This is a genomic window from Leminorella richardii (assembly GCF_900478135.1).
Taxonomy (GTDB): domain Bacteria; phylum Pseudomonadota; class Gammaproteobacteria; order Enterobacterales; family Enterobacteriaceae; genus Leminorella; species Leminorella richardii.
In genome coordinates, this window is the sequence record NZ_LS483470.1 from 2579819 (window position 1) to 2593110 (window position 13292).

Consider the following 13292-nt stretch of genomic DNA (forward strand, 5'->3'; position numbering starts at 1 on the left):
TTATTATCTTAACCAGCTCATTATGTTGTGCTCATGAGTAGAGCAGGTAATTTCAGGATGGCCCCGAACTGCATGCCAGAGGCTATTTGACTAGTCGAATTGTTGAAAGAATAAGGAGTCTTAATGGAACGCAAAGATCTGCATTACACATATTCGCCGAAAGCAGTTCCTGGTGATGATCCCCGCAAAACAAAAGAGGACGCGACAAAGTTCAGCCGCCATGAGGAGTATGAAGTTCTCACCCTCATCAATTCGTTCAGTGATAGTAACGGAAAAACACTCCCGCTACGTTCGCAGCAAATTATTGAGTGGATGATTCACGATCATCTACCTTCACATATTCAAGGAAGACAGAATGTCAAAAACTGGGTTATTGAAAAATTTCCAACACTTAAAAATCAGTACCCACGTTAACAGAAGCCGCCCCTGGGCGGCTTTTTCGCCTGATATTCCCCATTATCTATTCTGTCACTTACCGTCGTGCGGCCTGATGTTGCCACAGAAATTAGGTCCAAGCATCATACACCTTGCGATTGTTCGCTCTGCACCATAAGCGAACTTTTCTGATATTAAATTGCGGCAATTAGCAGGTAGATCAGTAAGCTAATCCTCTCCTGCCATAAGAAAAAGCTACGTTACTTATAACTTCCCAGCGCGTATAAAGATCACACATAACTCAGTAGGGACAATAATACTTTTCCATGCACCGTTGGTTTTTCCCAATCCGGCGTTAACGAGGCCATCCAAAAAGGCCTCATCCATTTCCACTGGTTGGTCAGAGTTGATGGCAACAAATGCCGCCAGTTCTTTGATATCAAATGAGGGAATGCGTTCAAGAGCAAACAACAAACGCCGAAGAATATTAAAATCGATCTCTTCTCGCGCGAATCTCTGCCGCAACTTCAGGCTTGTCTGCTCTTTCCATCCGGTCGATGATTTCAATCAGTCTTGCACCAGCCTTACCAGCGAACTTATCGTCTTCATTCAGCCGTTCGGTCATATTGCTCCGTTCAGCGTCCGACAAGTCTGAGAAGTGAGTAAGGAAACGAATAACCTTTTCAGAAAATAGCTGATCCCTTACAGAATTAGTAGTTTTGTAAAGCCCGACAACAGTGTTGACAAAAGGGATAGATTCAAGAATGTTTGATTCAATCAAAGAATCAACGCCAAGCTCGGCATATTCTTTGCCTAACTCGACTACCTCATCAGATTTTAAGGCGCTGACTAATGCGCTACCACGTTTGGTGTCTTCTGTCATAATTCCTCAATTACATATTTCTATATTTAGGCAACCCAATGTTCTGCCTACATTGAGTCGCTCTTTCTTATAGTGAACTATTATTGATGCCTGAAGAAAACATCACTCGATCAATACCCCAATAGTCAAGTAAGCAAAAAAGAGTGCTTCGAAGTTCAATGCTGGCCGTTTCATGTGAGGAAAATTCCCTTTTCATTGCAAGTTGCTCGAACTCTTTAGCAACAGAAAATAAAGTTCTGGCAACATCGTTCTTTGAGAAAAACTCTCCCAAGATAGTAGTATTCAATTGTGCCAACTGTTTCTCTACACTTAGCCTTACTTGCCGGGAGATTGCGGGCCCGTCATTAGCATGACCTTCGACCAAGCCCATTGCTACATTCAATACTTTTTTCAAGCCTAAGCTGCCTCTGGATCCATAGGTAAATCCATCTTTAATTTGCGTGCTGCGCTCGGGTTGATCCAAGAATGAAAGTTCTTTCATGCAGAAATCCACCGCGATGGCGACAAAAGAACAGACCAAGTAAAGGCATCGGAGAGCAGTCTCACGCTGAGTGTCCTTAGTGATAGATTGCTCGGCAAAAAACTTTCCCTGTCCAAGCCATTCATTACAACTATCGAATGAAAGCGATTGAGCCAGAAGACTCTTAGAAAGAACTATTCTACCTCGCCAATCACCATCCAGTTTATTCAGAGAATAATCATTTATCTTAGCAAAGAACTCTTCATCCGAAAGCCTAATCCCATTTGGACCTTCAGAATTAGCTAGCTTACTGAGGAAGTTACCATCAAGGACAAGAATACCAAGATCTCGTCCAAAATCTTTGACTTCTTGACGCTTATCAGTTGTTGCCACTATCGCATTGGTAGCTTTTGTTGCAATTCGTAACCCCTGCACCCAGAAAATTCGTTCTATGGCTTGAGGCGTTTTTTTATTTTTAGCATCAACCAACGTAATTTCGCGAGATACAGAAGATGTTCGACTATAGAGCCATAGATCAATATCAGTGACGTCAAAACCTTCATATACAAACGAAACACCGCGAATAACGTAATACCCAGCCTTGAGGAAATAACTACGCAACAATTCCTCCATCCTTGGCCCTTTGGACAAAGTTTGCAGGTTCTTACTCATAACCCACCTCCTTTTCGAAGGATCGAAAGCATGTCATTCGTTGCCTTGGGACTTATCATGGTTTGTGTCCTTCGGATCTTTTCTCTATTATGCTCAGGACCACTAAATGTTGTAACTGCTGCGGTAGGTAAACTACTTAGAGAATGCTCGCTGACATCTCCTTGCCGGATCGCTTGAAGGGCTAACTCACCAACTTCTTTTTTAAGTAGTCGAAGCATTGGTCCTGTCCGTCCCTTCTTGGTTCCTTGTTTGACCTCAACTACACCTTTCAATTCGAGCAATTTGTAATCTTCAGCAATCGCCGCTACAGGGCCAACGCTTTCACCACGAACCAAAGCACTTAGCAAGGCATCAACCATTTGTATTTGCCCGCGCACGTATGAGCTCTTTGTCATACCGTAAGTAACAGAGCTAACGAAGGCTTTAGCGAGATCGAAAGCATCATCAACCATTGAATTACTATATTTCGAGAATGCCGAAGGTAAGGTTAGAAATCCAACATCTTCATTTGAGTTGCTAACAACACTAATATCAAATAGACCAATTGCAGTAACTTTCTGAAAGAGAGGTTCCCCTAAAAACTGCTTCGCATGGTCAACACTAACACATGCTTGCTTACGCAAAATCTCTGTAACCTCATTTAGTTTCGCCTGCTCTGATGCGTTGAGCGAATCCAAAACAGCTTTGATTTTTTGAGTTGCATCTCGACGAAACAGGTTACCATTGAACAACAATGTATTTTTACTATCAAGTTTCTCTGTATCTACAAAACCTATCTGCTCTGCGTCTGAGAATAGTTGACTGAGATCGGAGCTAGCTAGCTTATACATATCAGCGAGATCACTGGCGATATCATTTTCAAGTATTGGTGCTATTGATGCGTGCTCTGCAAGATCGATTGAAGCTATCTCATTAGCGCCAGGATTTAAGGAGTCGAAGAGGTCTGAGGTATGCAGCAGCGCTGTACTGGTTGTCACGCCAAGAACAGCAATTCCACCCGCAGACGTATCAATAAGTTGCTGCTGCTGTAAAACTTCTACAAGTTTTGGAAGCTCAAAAGTTGTATTAATGTTAGCGGCTTTTGCCAAAACAGTCAGCCTGTCATTGTTTACTGTCGTGTCCTGATTAGCTGAAATGGCTGATAATAATATCCCTGCCTTACCCGCCAAGTAGGTTTTCTCATACCCTGATTGGTTGGTAACTCCTTGCAACTTATTTGTATGATGAATTAACCACGACCCTTTGGTTTTCTTATCCATTTATCACCTTCACGGAAGACATAAACAGTAACTACGGAAATTCAACTTTCATAATCCTGTGTGACCGAACCTTACATCAGTACACCACCATCTAATGTAGCTTCAGCTAAGCGGACTAAAACACACATAATCATAAATGCTTCCCGTTGATTTAAACACGGCAATGTTAATCATGCCTATCATTTATGAGCAAAAATGAGAACTTCAGCTCCTCGCTCAAAGTAGACCTGAAGTCGCAGGTATGAGGTGAACTGAAGAGGCAATAAATTTTCACTGACAGTAAAATTTCATTGCCAAAAAACAAAAAAAATGCTTTATTTATTACAGGTCAGGCGTTCCGCCTGAGCTGTGTTCTTTAAAATGATTGTTCTCATCGTAACAGCGAAGGTCTGGCGTATTTGCCTGCTTATCAGGCCGCTCCTTCATCCGGTGTTGGAGATTTTGACGGGCAGACCAGCATCATCGGTCAGTCTGAAGCACGTTCGTCATGATGGTGATTCGTAGCCAGTCGCGATATGCGGCTCCAGGGCAACTGCACTATCGGAATAAACGGGGCTTCATCGTCGCGAAGACTGGTGTTGGGCTTGCGCATCGGGTTGGCTCCTTTCGGCCATCGCCTTGTTACGGGGCTTCGGCGTTTTGCCGATTCAAAGGAGAGCAACATGAATCACGATACTTTAAAGAACACCATCGCAACGCTTGAAAAGCTGCGCGATGCTCACTGCAGCCAACTCGATGCTGGCGCTCTGGCAGAGCTGGAAGATGTATTGCGTCAGTTACGCATTCATCGTGACAGCCCAGTAAGAAGCGGGTTCCGGTTTGACGATATCGTCTTCCGGGCACTGCGTATTATTGACGTTGTGGTCCGTCTGATCACAGATATTGATGATTGGATGAAATAATGCAACAGAGCCAAGACGCAGCAGGCCCAATATTTATTTACGGAGTTAATTATGAATATCGGACAGGCTATCAAGTTATGCCGCACTAGAAGGGGAATATCACAGACGGATTTAGCTCGGAAGGCAGAATGTTCTGTTTCTTATCTTTCCATGCTCGAAAACAATAAGCGAGATCCGACGCTTTCAACCCTTAACAGCATTGCTTCTGCTCTCAACATTCCTGTCAGCATTATCTTCTTTATTGCAGCAGAGGCTGGTGATCTTAACGGTATTGATAAAGGACTCCAAGGAGAACTTGCGCGTACTGCGCTGGAGCTGCTTAATGATTCACACTCCGTCTGACTCACCCTTCTATAGCAAACGACGCATCAGCAGTATGACAGCGCTATCAAAAGCGCTGAACATCTCTCCTATCGAACTCCTTAATCTAGCCAATCGTGCGGACCATATGTACCGACTCGCCAACTCGATCACTAAGCCTGACGGAAGTACGCGCCAGACTTGGGATGCATATGCACCTCTAAAAAAAGTACAACGCAATATCAGGCACAATATTCTTGATTACGTTGTTTATCCAGCATATTTGACAGGTAGTCTGAAAGGCTGTGATTATAAAACCAATGCAACTTTACACGCTGGCTCTTCGATTGTTATTAATGAAGATATCACGCTTTTTTTCCCGTCAACTTCAGACACAATAGTGCATAACATATGGCAACATTTCTTTGGCTTCGGTAATGAAGTAGCTGAATGTTTGACCAAGCTGACGACCCGACAAGGGGAGCTACCTCAAGGTGCCATCACTAGTTCATTTCTGGCTAACCTGGTGTTTTGGAAAGATGAACCGATACTGCAAGCCAGTTTTCGGGCAAGAGGAATTATTTATTCCCGCTACGTTGATGATATTGCCGTCTCTTCAGTAAACTTTCTTGATAAACCAACTAAAACGAATGTGATAGCCTCGATTTATGGCATGCTTTCCAGGCACGGTTACCAGCCCAAACGAGCTAAACACGAAATCAGAACATCTGGGCAACGGATGGAAGTTACCAAGCTTTCGGTGAATTCAAAACCTGGTCTCTCTTCCGCTAAGAAAAGTCAGATACGATCGGCAGTCTATCATTTGGAGCAAGCCATTCTCAGGGGCGAAATTATCGAGTTCGATAAGGGCCCTTATGCACAAACATTGGGACTGGTTCATTTATTAGCCAGATTCCATTCTGGTAAAGCAAAAAAACTTAAACAGCGCTTGCTTGCTCTTAAGAGTGCGGGACACGCGAATATGTATCCATAGTGTAAGAACCAGGACAAAAATTTTTTACTAAGGTGAAGGCGTGGCAATCTTTGACATTGAAAAGGACGAATTACTTCGGCTCTCCGATTCTCAGCTGGAAGAGCTGATAGCTCGGCTAGCGGAAGCTGAAGTGGCAATACATGGTCATAGCCCTGCATGTGTAAATTGGTCTGGTTCAATTACAGCCCCTGACGGAGGAATTGATATCCAAGTTCAGGTTCCAGTTGATCAACTGGAACCAGGCTTTCTTGTAAGGCCTAATACGGTCTTTCAGGCAAAGAAACATAAGATGCCTAAGTCTGCAATTGAGAGGGAAATTGGCACCGGCAAAGCACTTTCTTCCATCATTTCTGAACAAGCCAGAAAGCAAGGCAGTTACATCATTGTCAGCCTGGGTGATGATTGCTCGCCGTCAGGAAAGAAGGAGCGTCTCAAAGCGATGAGGGATGCAGTAAAAGATGATCCTAACGAAAGTTATCTTCATCTTGATTTCTACGACCGCTCCAAACTCATCCAATGGTTGCGCCAACATCCATCAGTCATGCTGTGGGTAAAAGCAAAGCTTGGGCAAGGGTATTCCGGTTGGCAACCCTACGGAGCCTGGAGCAATCCACCACAAGGTGTTACAGACACTTTAATCTCAGCCCCAGGCGTAACCATTACTTTACCATCGGGAAAGGGGCAAAAACTCAAAATTGATGGAGCAATTAACCCAATGCGAGCACTGATCCGTTCGACGAACAAGGCTGTTCGTATTACAGGATTGTCTGGTGTTGGAAAGACTCGAATTGTTCAGGCGCTCTTTGATGAAACTGTTGGAACAGATGCGCTTGACCGGACAGTAGCTATTTATGTTGATACTGGCTATGAGCCAGTACCGTCAGCTACAGCAATGCTTGATAACCTGCTCGCTGAAGGCCGACGAGCAATTATGATCCTTGATAACTGCCCATCAGAACTCCATGCTTCGCTTGCCAGCAAAGTATCAGCCGCAGGGAAAGAAGTAAGTCTCATCACGATCGAGTACGACATTAGGGATGACAAACCACAGACAACTGAGGTCATCCACATTGAGACAGATGGTCCAGAGGTGGCAGAGCAACTTCTTATCCGTCGCTTCCCTTCTATTGGTCAGAATAATGCCCGTCGGATTGCAGAGTTCGCAGATGGGAATGCAAGAGTGGCTTTGGCTATAGCGGAAAGAGTGGAGGAAGGTGAGAGTTTAGCCCTACTTTCAGATGCGCAGTTGTTTAATCGCTTGTTTGAACAACGTAATCATCCCGACGGCCATTTACGGGAGCAAGCTGAAATATTGTCACTGGTGTATTCGTTCTCGATATCTAGTCCAGATGCAGCTACCGATGAACTGGAAATATTGGGTGCGCTCTCTGGTTATCCCAAAATCCAGTTATTCAAAGCTGTTACGAAGTTGATGGAACGTCATATCGTTCAGAAAAGATCTCACTGGAGAGCTATCTTACCTCATGCCATTGCTAACAGATTGGCAGCATCCGCACTCGACAGTATTCCCGTTGATCAACTTAGGGCGACTTTTGAAGCTCCGGATTGTGAGCGTTTATTAATGTCTTTTTCGCATCGCTTGGGGTTGTTGCATGACCATCCTGTTGCGAAAGAAATTGTAGAAGCCTGGCTTCAGCCTGAAGGAATGTTAGGAAGAATAGCCGAGTTAAATGATATTTCGTTACGAATACTTGGGTATATCGGACCGGTTGCACCTGAAGCATTGCTCGACAGAATTGAGGCCGTACTCTCATCATCTGATTTCAAAGTTATGGAGCCGGGCTACAATCCGCAGCGACGTAGTATTCTGCGTCTTTTACAATTGATGGCATACGAACCGAACGCCTTTGAACGATGCGCCAGGCTTCTTATTCAAATGGCAGAGGACGAAGCCGATAATAATGACCTGGATTCTGCTCGAAACATAGTCCCAAGGTTTTTCCAGGCGTATCTGTCTGGTACTCATGCATCCCTAAGCCAGCGTATTGCTTTAATGAACGAATGCATTGCATCAAGCATTATTACGCGTAGATCTTTGGGCTTCAAGATGCTGTCAACTGCATTGGATGGCCCGCCGTGGTCAGGATTTGGGGTAACTGAGTTTGGAGCCCGCCCAGAGATTATGGATACGAACCCAACTATGATGAACTTATAGAGTGGCGAAGCGCTTTCATTGATGTTGTGGTCCGATTAGGGACTTCCGGAGATCCTGAACTTGAAGGACTCGCACGCTCAATCCTTGCTAACGAATTTAGGGGAATATGGTTTCAAGAAGGGATGCGAGACAAACTCGTCGATGCTGCCCGCACATTAAATGCTTTTAGCCCTTGGGGTGAAGGTTGGAAAGCCGTTCGTTCAACGATCTATTTTGACTATACCAAGCATAACGATGGAAATGATGTTGAGCAGTTGCCGGACAATCTTGCTGCCTTAGAGAAAGAGTTAGAACCCACTGAGTTAATTCCAACAATAAAGACATATGTGTTAAGTACAAATCATGATTATTGGGCACTGGATTCGGATTTTGATCACGAGGATTCCAATAAATATGCCGCAGCCGGAAAAAGACTGGAAGCCAAGGCACTTCTATTGGGACAGGACTTTGCATTATCAAATCATGTGATTGAGGAGTTAGGAGCAGAGCTGTTCTCCATCGGTGGAATGCCCTATCGTGCCGTCTTTGGTCGAGGACTTGCTCGAGGGGAACATGATCTACGTATTGGCTGGCAGCGACTTGTTGAACAAATAGAAAAGCAGCCAGATGTTAACAAAGACTTTGGAGTCCTTGAAGGATTCATTGAGGAAGTTGACTCTGTTGATCAAGCATTAGCACAGGACTTACTAGAGCAGTGTGCACAACATCAAATTCTTCGACAAGCGTTAGTAAGCTTACATCCATGGCGGCAGTTCACCGTAAATGACTTGGATCGCTGCATGAAGCATTTGGATGATCCGGACATTCTCCCTTTCATGTATGAGCCGATTTTATGGCAAGAACAATACGCCAATTTACCGAGAGTTCGTGTTCTCGATCTTGCAGAGCGGCTACTAAGAAAAGTAAGCGGAGATAACGTCATTTTGCATGCGCTATCCATGAGACTACATGGTAAAGATAAATCTGCAGATACACTTGGTGCAGACTTTCGGTTGATCGGTCTTGCTGCAGCAATCCAGCGGATTAAAAACAGCGACAGAGGACAAAGAGGGACAATTGATTTTTACATGGAACGAGTTATTGATGCCGCGTTGCGTTTCGATGGTAATGAGGCAAAAAAAATTGAGTGGTTGGACACAATCTTCAGTGTCATCGATGAGCACTATGGATATGTGTCTGGATTTCATAAAACTATAGCTACAACAGCAGCCTTAATGCCAGAAGTATTTCTCAATCGCATTTTTGAAGGTACAGAGGAACAGCAGCAAAGAAGACAATTCTTTATTGGGCGTAGTGGCTTACGCACTTATCCCCTTGCAAGGATAAATACAAACGTTTTAATTGCATGGTGCAACGCCAGAAATGATCCCCGTGTTTGGCCCGTAGTAGCTGGTGGCGTAACTCTTTGGTCAAAAAATGGTGAACAGAGTGCACTGACCATACACGAAGTGGCTATAGAACTTTTAGAGGCCTCACCTGAGCCACTAGCTGTACTTGAGTCTTTTGCTGGGCGAATCACTCCATCATCCTGGACTGGTAGCCTGGCGAACATAATGCAAGCTAGATCAAGCGCCATCTGTGTGCTGAGTAAACACAAGCGTCCAGATATCGCCGAGGCTGCCAAAATAGTTTGTGAAAAAATGATTCAGTGGGTGGAACGCCAAAAAGAGCGTGAACAACTGGAAGATAGTGAACGGGAACAGCGGTTTGAATAAAGGCTACTATCCCTAGTCTATACGAAAACTCTGCGTTAAGGAGAAAGTAATGGAATCTGCACGTGATAAACGTACCGGAGAAAAAGTCGAGGCAGAAGATCTCTGGCTGCTAGATGATGTTGATACCAGTGGCTATGTATGCTGGGGATGTGGGATTGAGATGTATCCTTCCGCTTGGCAAAAAGGAAGTAAGAAAAGACCGTCGTTTAATAAAATGCCTGGAAAAGAGCATATTAACTGTGATGCAGATGCTGAAAGCACAGTGGTTAAGCAGGGACAGAAAAAAAGCGTCCGCAACATGCTAGACAGCGCACCGGGTTTGATGCCCGCAGGGTTAAAATTGATTGAACAACGACCCGTTGTTGATCCTGGCACTACTGGTAGCGACAACAACACCAATCCAATACGTTCTACATCGTCAGCATCCAGCGGGGGAAATGCTCCAGCGCGGCAATCCCGCCGCCCGGTTAATGCTATTCGCCAGATTTGTAGGGCATTTATTCGCTTCCCGTATGACCGTGGTATGTCATTAAATATCCAGGGTATTAATGCCGATACTTACATGACCGTGTTTAAAAAACTAAAAGACCCGGTTCAACCCTACCCTGAGCGCCGAGTTTTTTATTCGCAGTTGTTATGGCAGAAATTTGAGCAAGACGAAAACCGAATTGTCATTCCGCTCTCGGGAGAATGGGCAAAAGACGAATCTGGTAAGTTTAAGCCCTCGCGTAGCTATAAACTACACATTGAGTGGGGAGGCTGGTCAAAAGCCAAAAAGACTATGCTTTTGAATGAGCTTGAAACTGTGCAGGAAGAAGCAAAAGAAGCAGTAAATAAAAAAGCTAAAGAGAGAGCTCAAGTCTTCTTTATCGGTGAACAAAGCACTGAGAATCCGGAAATCTTCTACGTGAGTGATTACCGGTTAATCTGCGCGATTATGGGATATATAATTTACCCCTGACGTAAATGGGCCTTCTTGCAAAATGCAGGCCCATTTATATAATTATTTTCGACTACCACTAAGGCTACGTCAAACCTATAAATTTCATTCGATTTCTAGTGTAGACACAATTACAACTGTCATATTAACAATGATTGGATTTCCAATAGATTTATGTTAGGTATTTTCATAGCGATGTAATTTCAAAACCCATCAAGACTGATCGTATAGTAGCCTCCTGATAGACATAAAAATATCAAACCCATAAAAATATTAATTGTTAGTATCGTTCTTTAGGACTTTATCAATCTCTACTTTTAGATCACCTGTAGACCATTTATTAAGTCTGCGGCGGATAGTTTCCTCTCTATCGCCTGTATCATTTATCCATTTATCTGGATTGATCTTTTTATCATTATTACAAATATAGGGCATTAAATATTCAAGAAGTTGACGTTTATTTTTCCAGTCGCTATGTGAAGGAATATCCCCAAGTAAGATTACAACTGTATCTTTAATATATTCAAGTTCTGCAAGTTTATTCTTCCCTCCAGCGCTTGAACGCGCTCTTCTGCATACTTTATCAAAACCACTTCTTAATCGATGAAAACTCGGTGATTCTCGGTTATCATCTTGCGAAATACAGACATTCATATAAGAATAAGCATCAAGAAGAAACTTACAACTTTCTTTTTTATTGCCCAATGAATATTGGAACTGCGCCCAGTAAAAATCTTCTAAAGCCATAGATAGATATATATATTCATAATGTGCATCATATAGCCTTGCTAATCCTTTCAGTTTATACCCGTCCATTTCTCCTCGAATTTCAATCCGATATTCTGCATATGTTTTCTTATAAACAAAAGGTTTCTCAACCATTATTCCATCAACATTTATAAACTCTTGTGAGTAGCGTATATTGTCGCTATTAGTCATATCTACAAAATATTGACATTGTATTTTTGAATACTCAATAATTTTAAATTCTTCAATTTTATCATAGGCTCTTTGCCTGTAAGTGCGCAGAACATCCTGGTTGCTCTCCTTTTTTTCGACTTTAAGTTTCCATTCCAGCTCAAGAAGTTTGTCCTCACAAGCGGTACAAACTTGCAGATAGAAATCATCAAAAAAATTCGCACCCACATCCTTCATGAAAAGTAAATCCCTAAAGTGATTTTATTTTAATGTTACTTCCAGTGTATGACAGCCCCAGCGTGGTTGGCAATATGGACCCACCTGAACAAACTCATACTAAGGAAGCCTAGATGTTACAGAACCCTCCCTCCTTACATACATCCAGTTACGCAAATATTCCTGATTCACCGAGGATCTTGAGGCTAAAAGATGTCATGAAAAAAATGGGAATTTCACGCTCAACCATATACGACTGGCTTAATCCAAAATCGCCACGCTACGATGGAACATTTCCAAAACAAAAACGCTTGGGAAAGCAATCCGTTGGCTGGCTGGAGTCAGAACTGAATGAATGGGTAATGCGACGTTAGATATCATTTCACCGTATCAGTGAACCGGGGCAATGCCCCCGGTTTGCTCCACAAAACCACATTCCTCCCCGTAATTCGAATGCAAAAAAAAACAGACCTGTATTACCGCAATGAATACATTGCAGCGAAGTTGCTGTATCGAATTTTTTTCATTCCGGAGGCTACATGTCTGATTCCTTTGAACGGGGCATTAATGTCCTGAAGCAACCTTTATCCATTCTTCCTGAACATATCTCCGATTTGGTTCTGGAGCATATACGCCAGAGTATTCATTACGAACCCGTGATTGGCATCATGGGAAAAACAGGTGCCGGAAAATCCTCGCTTTGCAATGCCCTTTTTGAACATCCTCTCAGCCCAGTCAGCCATGCAGAAGGCTGCACACGTAAACCTTTGCATTTTACCCTGAACGCTGGAGGACGCAGCCTGACGCTGATCGATCTGCCGGGCGCAGGTGAATCACTGAATCATGATGAGATATATCGCCAGATGTACCAAGAACAGTTACCGAAGCTGGATCTCATTCTCTGGGTGATGAAAGCCGATGACCGAGCCTGTACCACAGACGAAGAGTTCCACCGTTTTCTACTGGATTGTGGCGTATCGACAGACAGAATTGTTTTTGTTATCAACCAGGCTGACAAAGCCGAGCCATCACTGGAATGGGATCGTGAAAAAGGATCTCCTTCAGTGAAGCAACTCATGACGCTCACAGCGAGAAGTGCTGCCGTTTCCCGACAGTTCTTTACCCCTTACCCGGTGCATGCTGTTTCAGCAAAAACCGGTTACAACATGTCTCGTATAGTTGAAACAATGATTTTTGCCCTGCCACCAGAGGCTACCAGTGGCGTCTTTCGCCAGATCAGGAAAGAACATCGCACCAAAGAATCGGAGACGAAGGCCCGAAAGGATTTCGCGGATTTGTTGGGAGAATTATTGAGCAGGATTCTGGAGGCCATACCTCTCCCCAACGTGATACGCAACGGGCTGGGAGTGCTCAGAGAAGGGCTGGAGAATGCAGCTACCGCAATATGGCACTGGTTTTTCTAATACATCTACCCACTGAGTTAAGCCACCTGAAAATTATGAATTCAGCGACAGGATATGT

Annotated in this window: 14 protein-coding genes; 9 read left to right on the forward strand and 5 right to left on the reverse strand. The window is 43.7% G+C overall.

Annotated elements, in window-relative coordinates; translation table 11 throughout:
• Positions 1–123 precede the first annotated feature (123 nt).
• Positions 124–414, forward strand: a complete 291-nt coding sequence (locus DQM29_RS11895) for a hypothetical protein (RefSeq protein WP_111740896.1) — start codon at positions 124–126, stop codon at positions 412–414.
• A 225-nt stretch (positions 415–639) separates the two neighbouring features.
• Here the strand turns inward: DQM29_RS11895 and DQM29_RS18415 are convergent, their stop codons facing one another.
• The 4 genes from DQM29_RS18415 to DQM29_RS11910 form a co-directional block, all read right to left on the reverse strand.
• Positions 640–846, reverse strand: coding sequence for a hypothetical protein (locus DQM29_RS18415; RefSeq protein ID WP_232054903.1), 207 nt, complete (start codon positions 844–846; stop codon positions 640–642).
• Positions 847–862: 16 nt separating this feature from the next.
• On the reverse strand, positions 863–1258 hold the full coding sequence (locus DQM29_RS18420) for a hypothetical protein (protein ID WP_232054904.1): 396 nt from the start codon (positions 1256–1258) through the stop codon (positions 863–865).
• Positions 1259–1325: 67 nt separating this feature from the next.
• Positions 1326–2390 (reverse strand): hypothetical protein, encoded by a 1065-nt coding sequence (locus DQM29_RS11905; protein WP_111740897.1) that lies wholly within the window; start codon positions 2388–2390, stop codon positions 1326–1328.
• Entirely contained in the window at positions 2387–3649 is a 1263-nt protein-coding gene (locus DQM29_RS11910) for a hypothetical protein (RefSeq protein ID WP_111740898.1), read from the reverse strand. The genes DQM29_RS11905 and DQM29_RS11910 overlap by 4 nt, the downstream gene beginning before the upstream one ends.
• Positions 3650–4311: 662 nt before the next feature.
• On the opposite strand from DQM29_RS11910, the gene DQM29_RS11915 reads away from it, so the two are divergent.
• From DQM29_RS11915 to DQM29_RS11935, 6 genes are all read left to right on the forward strand, one after another.
• Entirely contained in the window at positions 4312–4551 is a 240-nt protein-coding gene (locus DQM29_RS11915) for a hypothetical protein (protein WP_111740899.1), read from the forward strand.
• Positions 4552–4602: 51 nt separating this feature from the next.
• On the forward strand, positions 4603–4893 hold the full coding sequence (locus tag DQM29_RS11920) for a helix-turn-helix domain-containing protein (RefSeq protein WP_004104673.1): 291 nt from the start codon (positions 4603–4605) through the stop codon (positions 4891–4893).
• Complete coding sequence (locus DQM29_RS11925) at positions 4874–5845, forward strand: reverse transcriptase family protein (RefSeq protein WP_111740900.1); 972 nt, start codon at positions 4874–4876, stop codon at positions 5843–5845. The genes DQM29_RS11920 and DQM29_RS11925 overlap by 20 nt, the downstream gene beginning before the upstream one ends.
• A 40-nt stretch (positions 5846–5885) precedes the next feature.
• Positions 5886–8021 (forward strand): magnesium transporter CorA family protein, encoded by a 2136-nt coding sequence (locus DQM29_RS18625; protein WP_332102942.1) that lies wholly within the window; start codon positions 5886–5888, stop codon positions 8019–8021.
• A gap of 122 nt (positions 8022–8143) precedes the next feature.
• Positions 8144–9736 (forward strand): hypothetical protein, encoded by a 1593-nt coding sequence (locus tag DQM29_RS18630; RefSeq protein WP_332102943.1) that lies wholly within the window; start codon positions 8144–8146, stop codon positions 9734–9736.
• A 49-nt stretch (positions 9737–9785) separates the two neighbouring features.
• A complete protein-coding gene (locus DQM29_RS11935) occupies positions 9786–10697 on the forward strand; it encodes a hypothetical protein (protein ID WP_111740901.1) in 912 nt (303 codons plus the stop codon).
• A 252-nt stretch (positions 10698–10949) separates the two neighbouring features.
• Here DQM29_RS11935 and DQM29_RS11940 read toward each other — a convergent pair whose 3' ends face one another.
• A complete protein-coding gene (locus DQM29_RS11940) occupies positions 10950–11831 on the reverse strand; it encodes a hypothetical protein (protein ID WP_111740902.1) in 882 nt (293 codons plus the stop codon).
• A 113-nt stretch (positions 11832–11944) separates the two neighbouring features.
• Between DQM29_RS11940 and DQM29_RS11945 the strand changes: the two genes are divergently transcribed.
• Both DQM29_RS11945 and DQM29_RS11950 read left to right on the forward strand, forming a co-directional pair.
• On the forward strand, positions 11945–12184 hold the full coding sequence (locus DQM29_RS11945) for a helix-turn-helix transcriptional regulator (RefSeq protein ID WP_052232688.1): 240 nt from the start codon (positions 11945–11947) through the stop codon (positions 12182–12184).
• Positions 12185–12349: 165 nt separating this feature from the next.
• The gene (locus DQM29_RS11950; protein ID WP_111740903.1) at positions 12350–13234 is read left to right on the forward strand and encodes a GTPase family protein; all 885 of its coding nucleotides are present in this window, start codon (positions 12350–12352) and stop codon (positions 13232–13234) included.
• Positions 13235–13292: the final 58 nt, after the last annotated feature.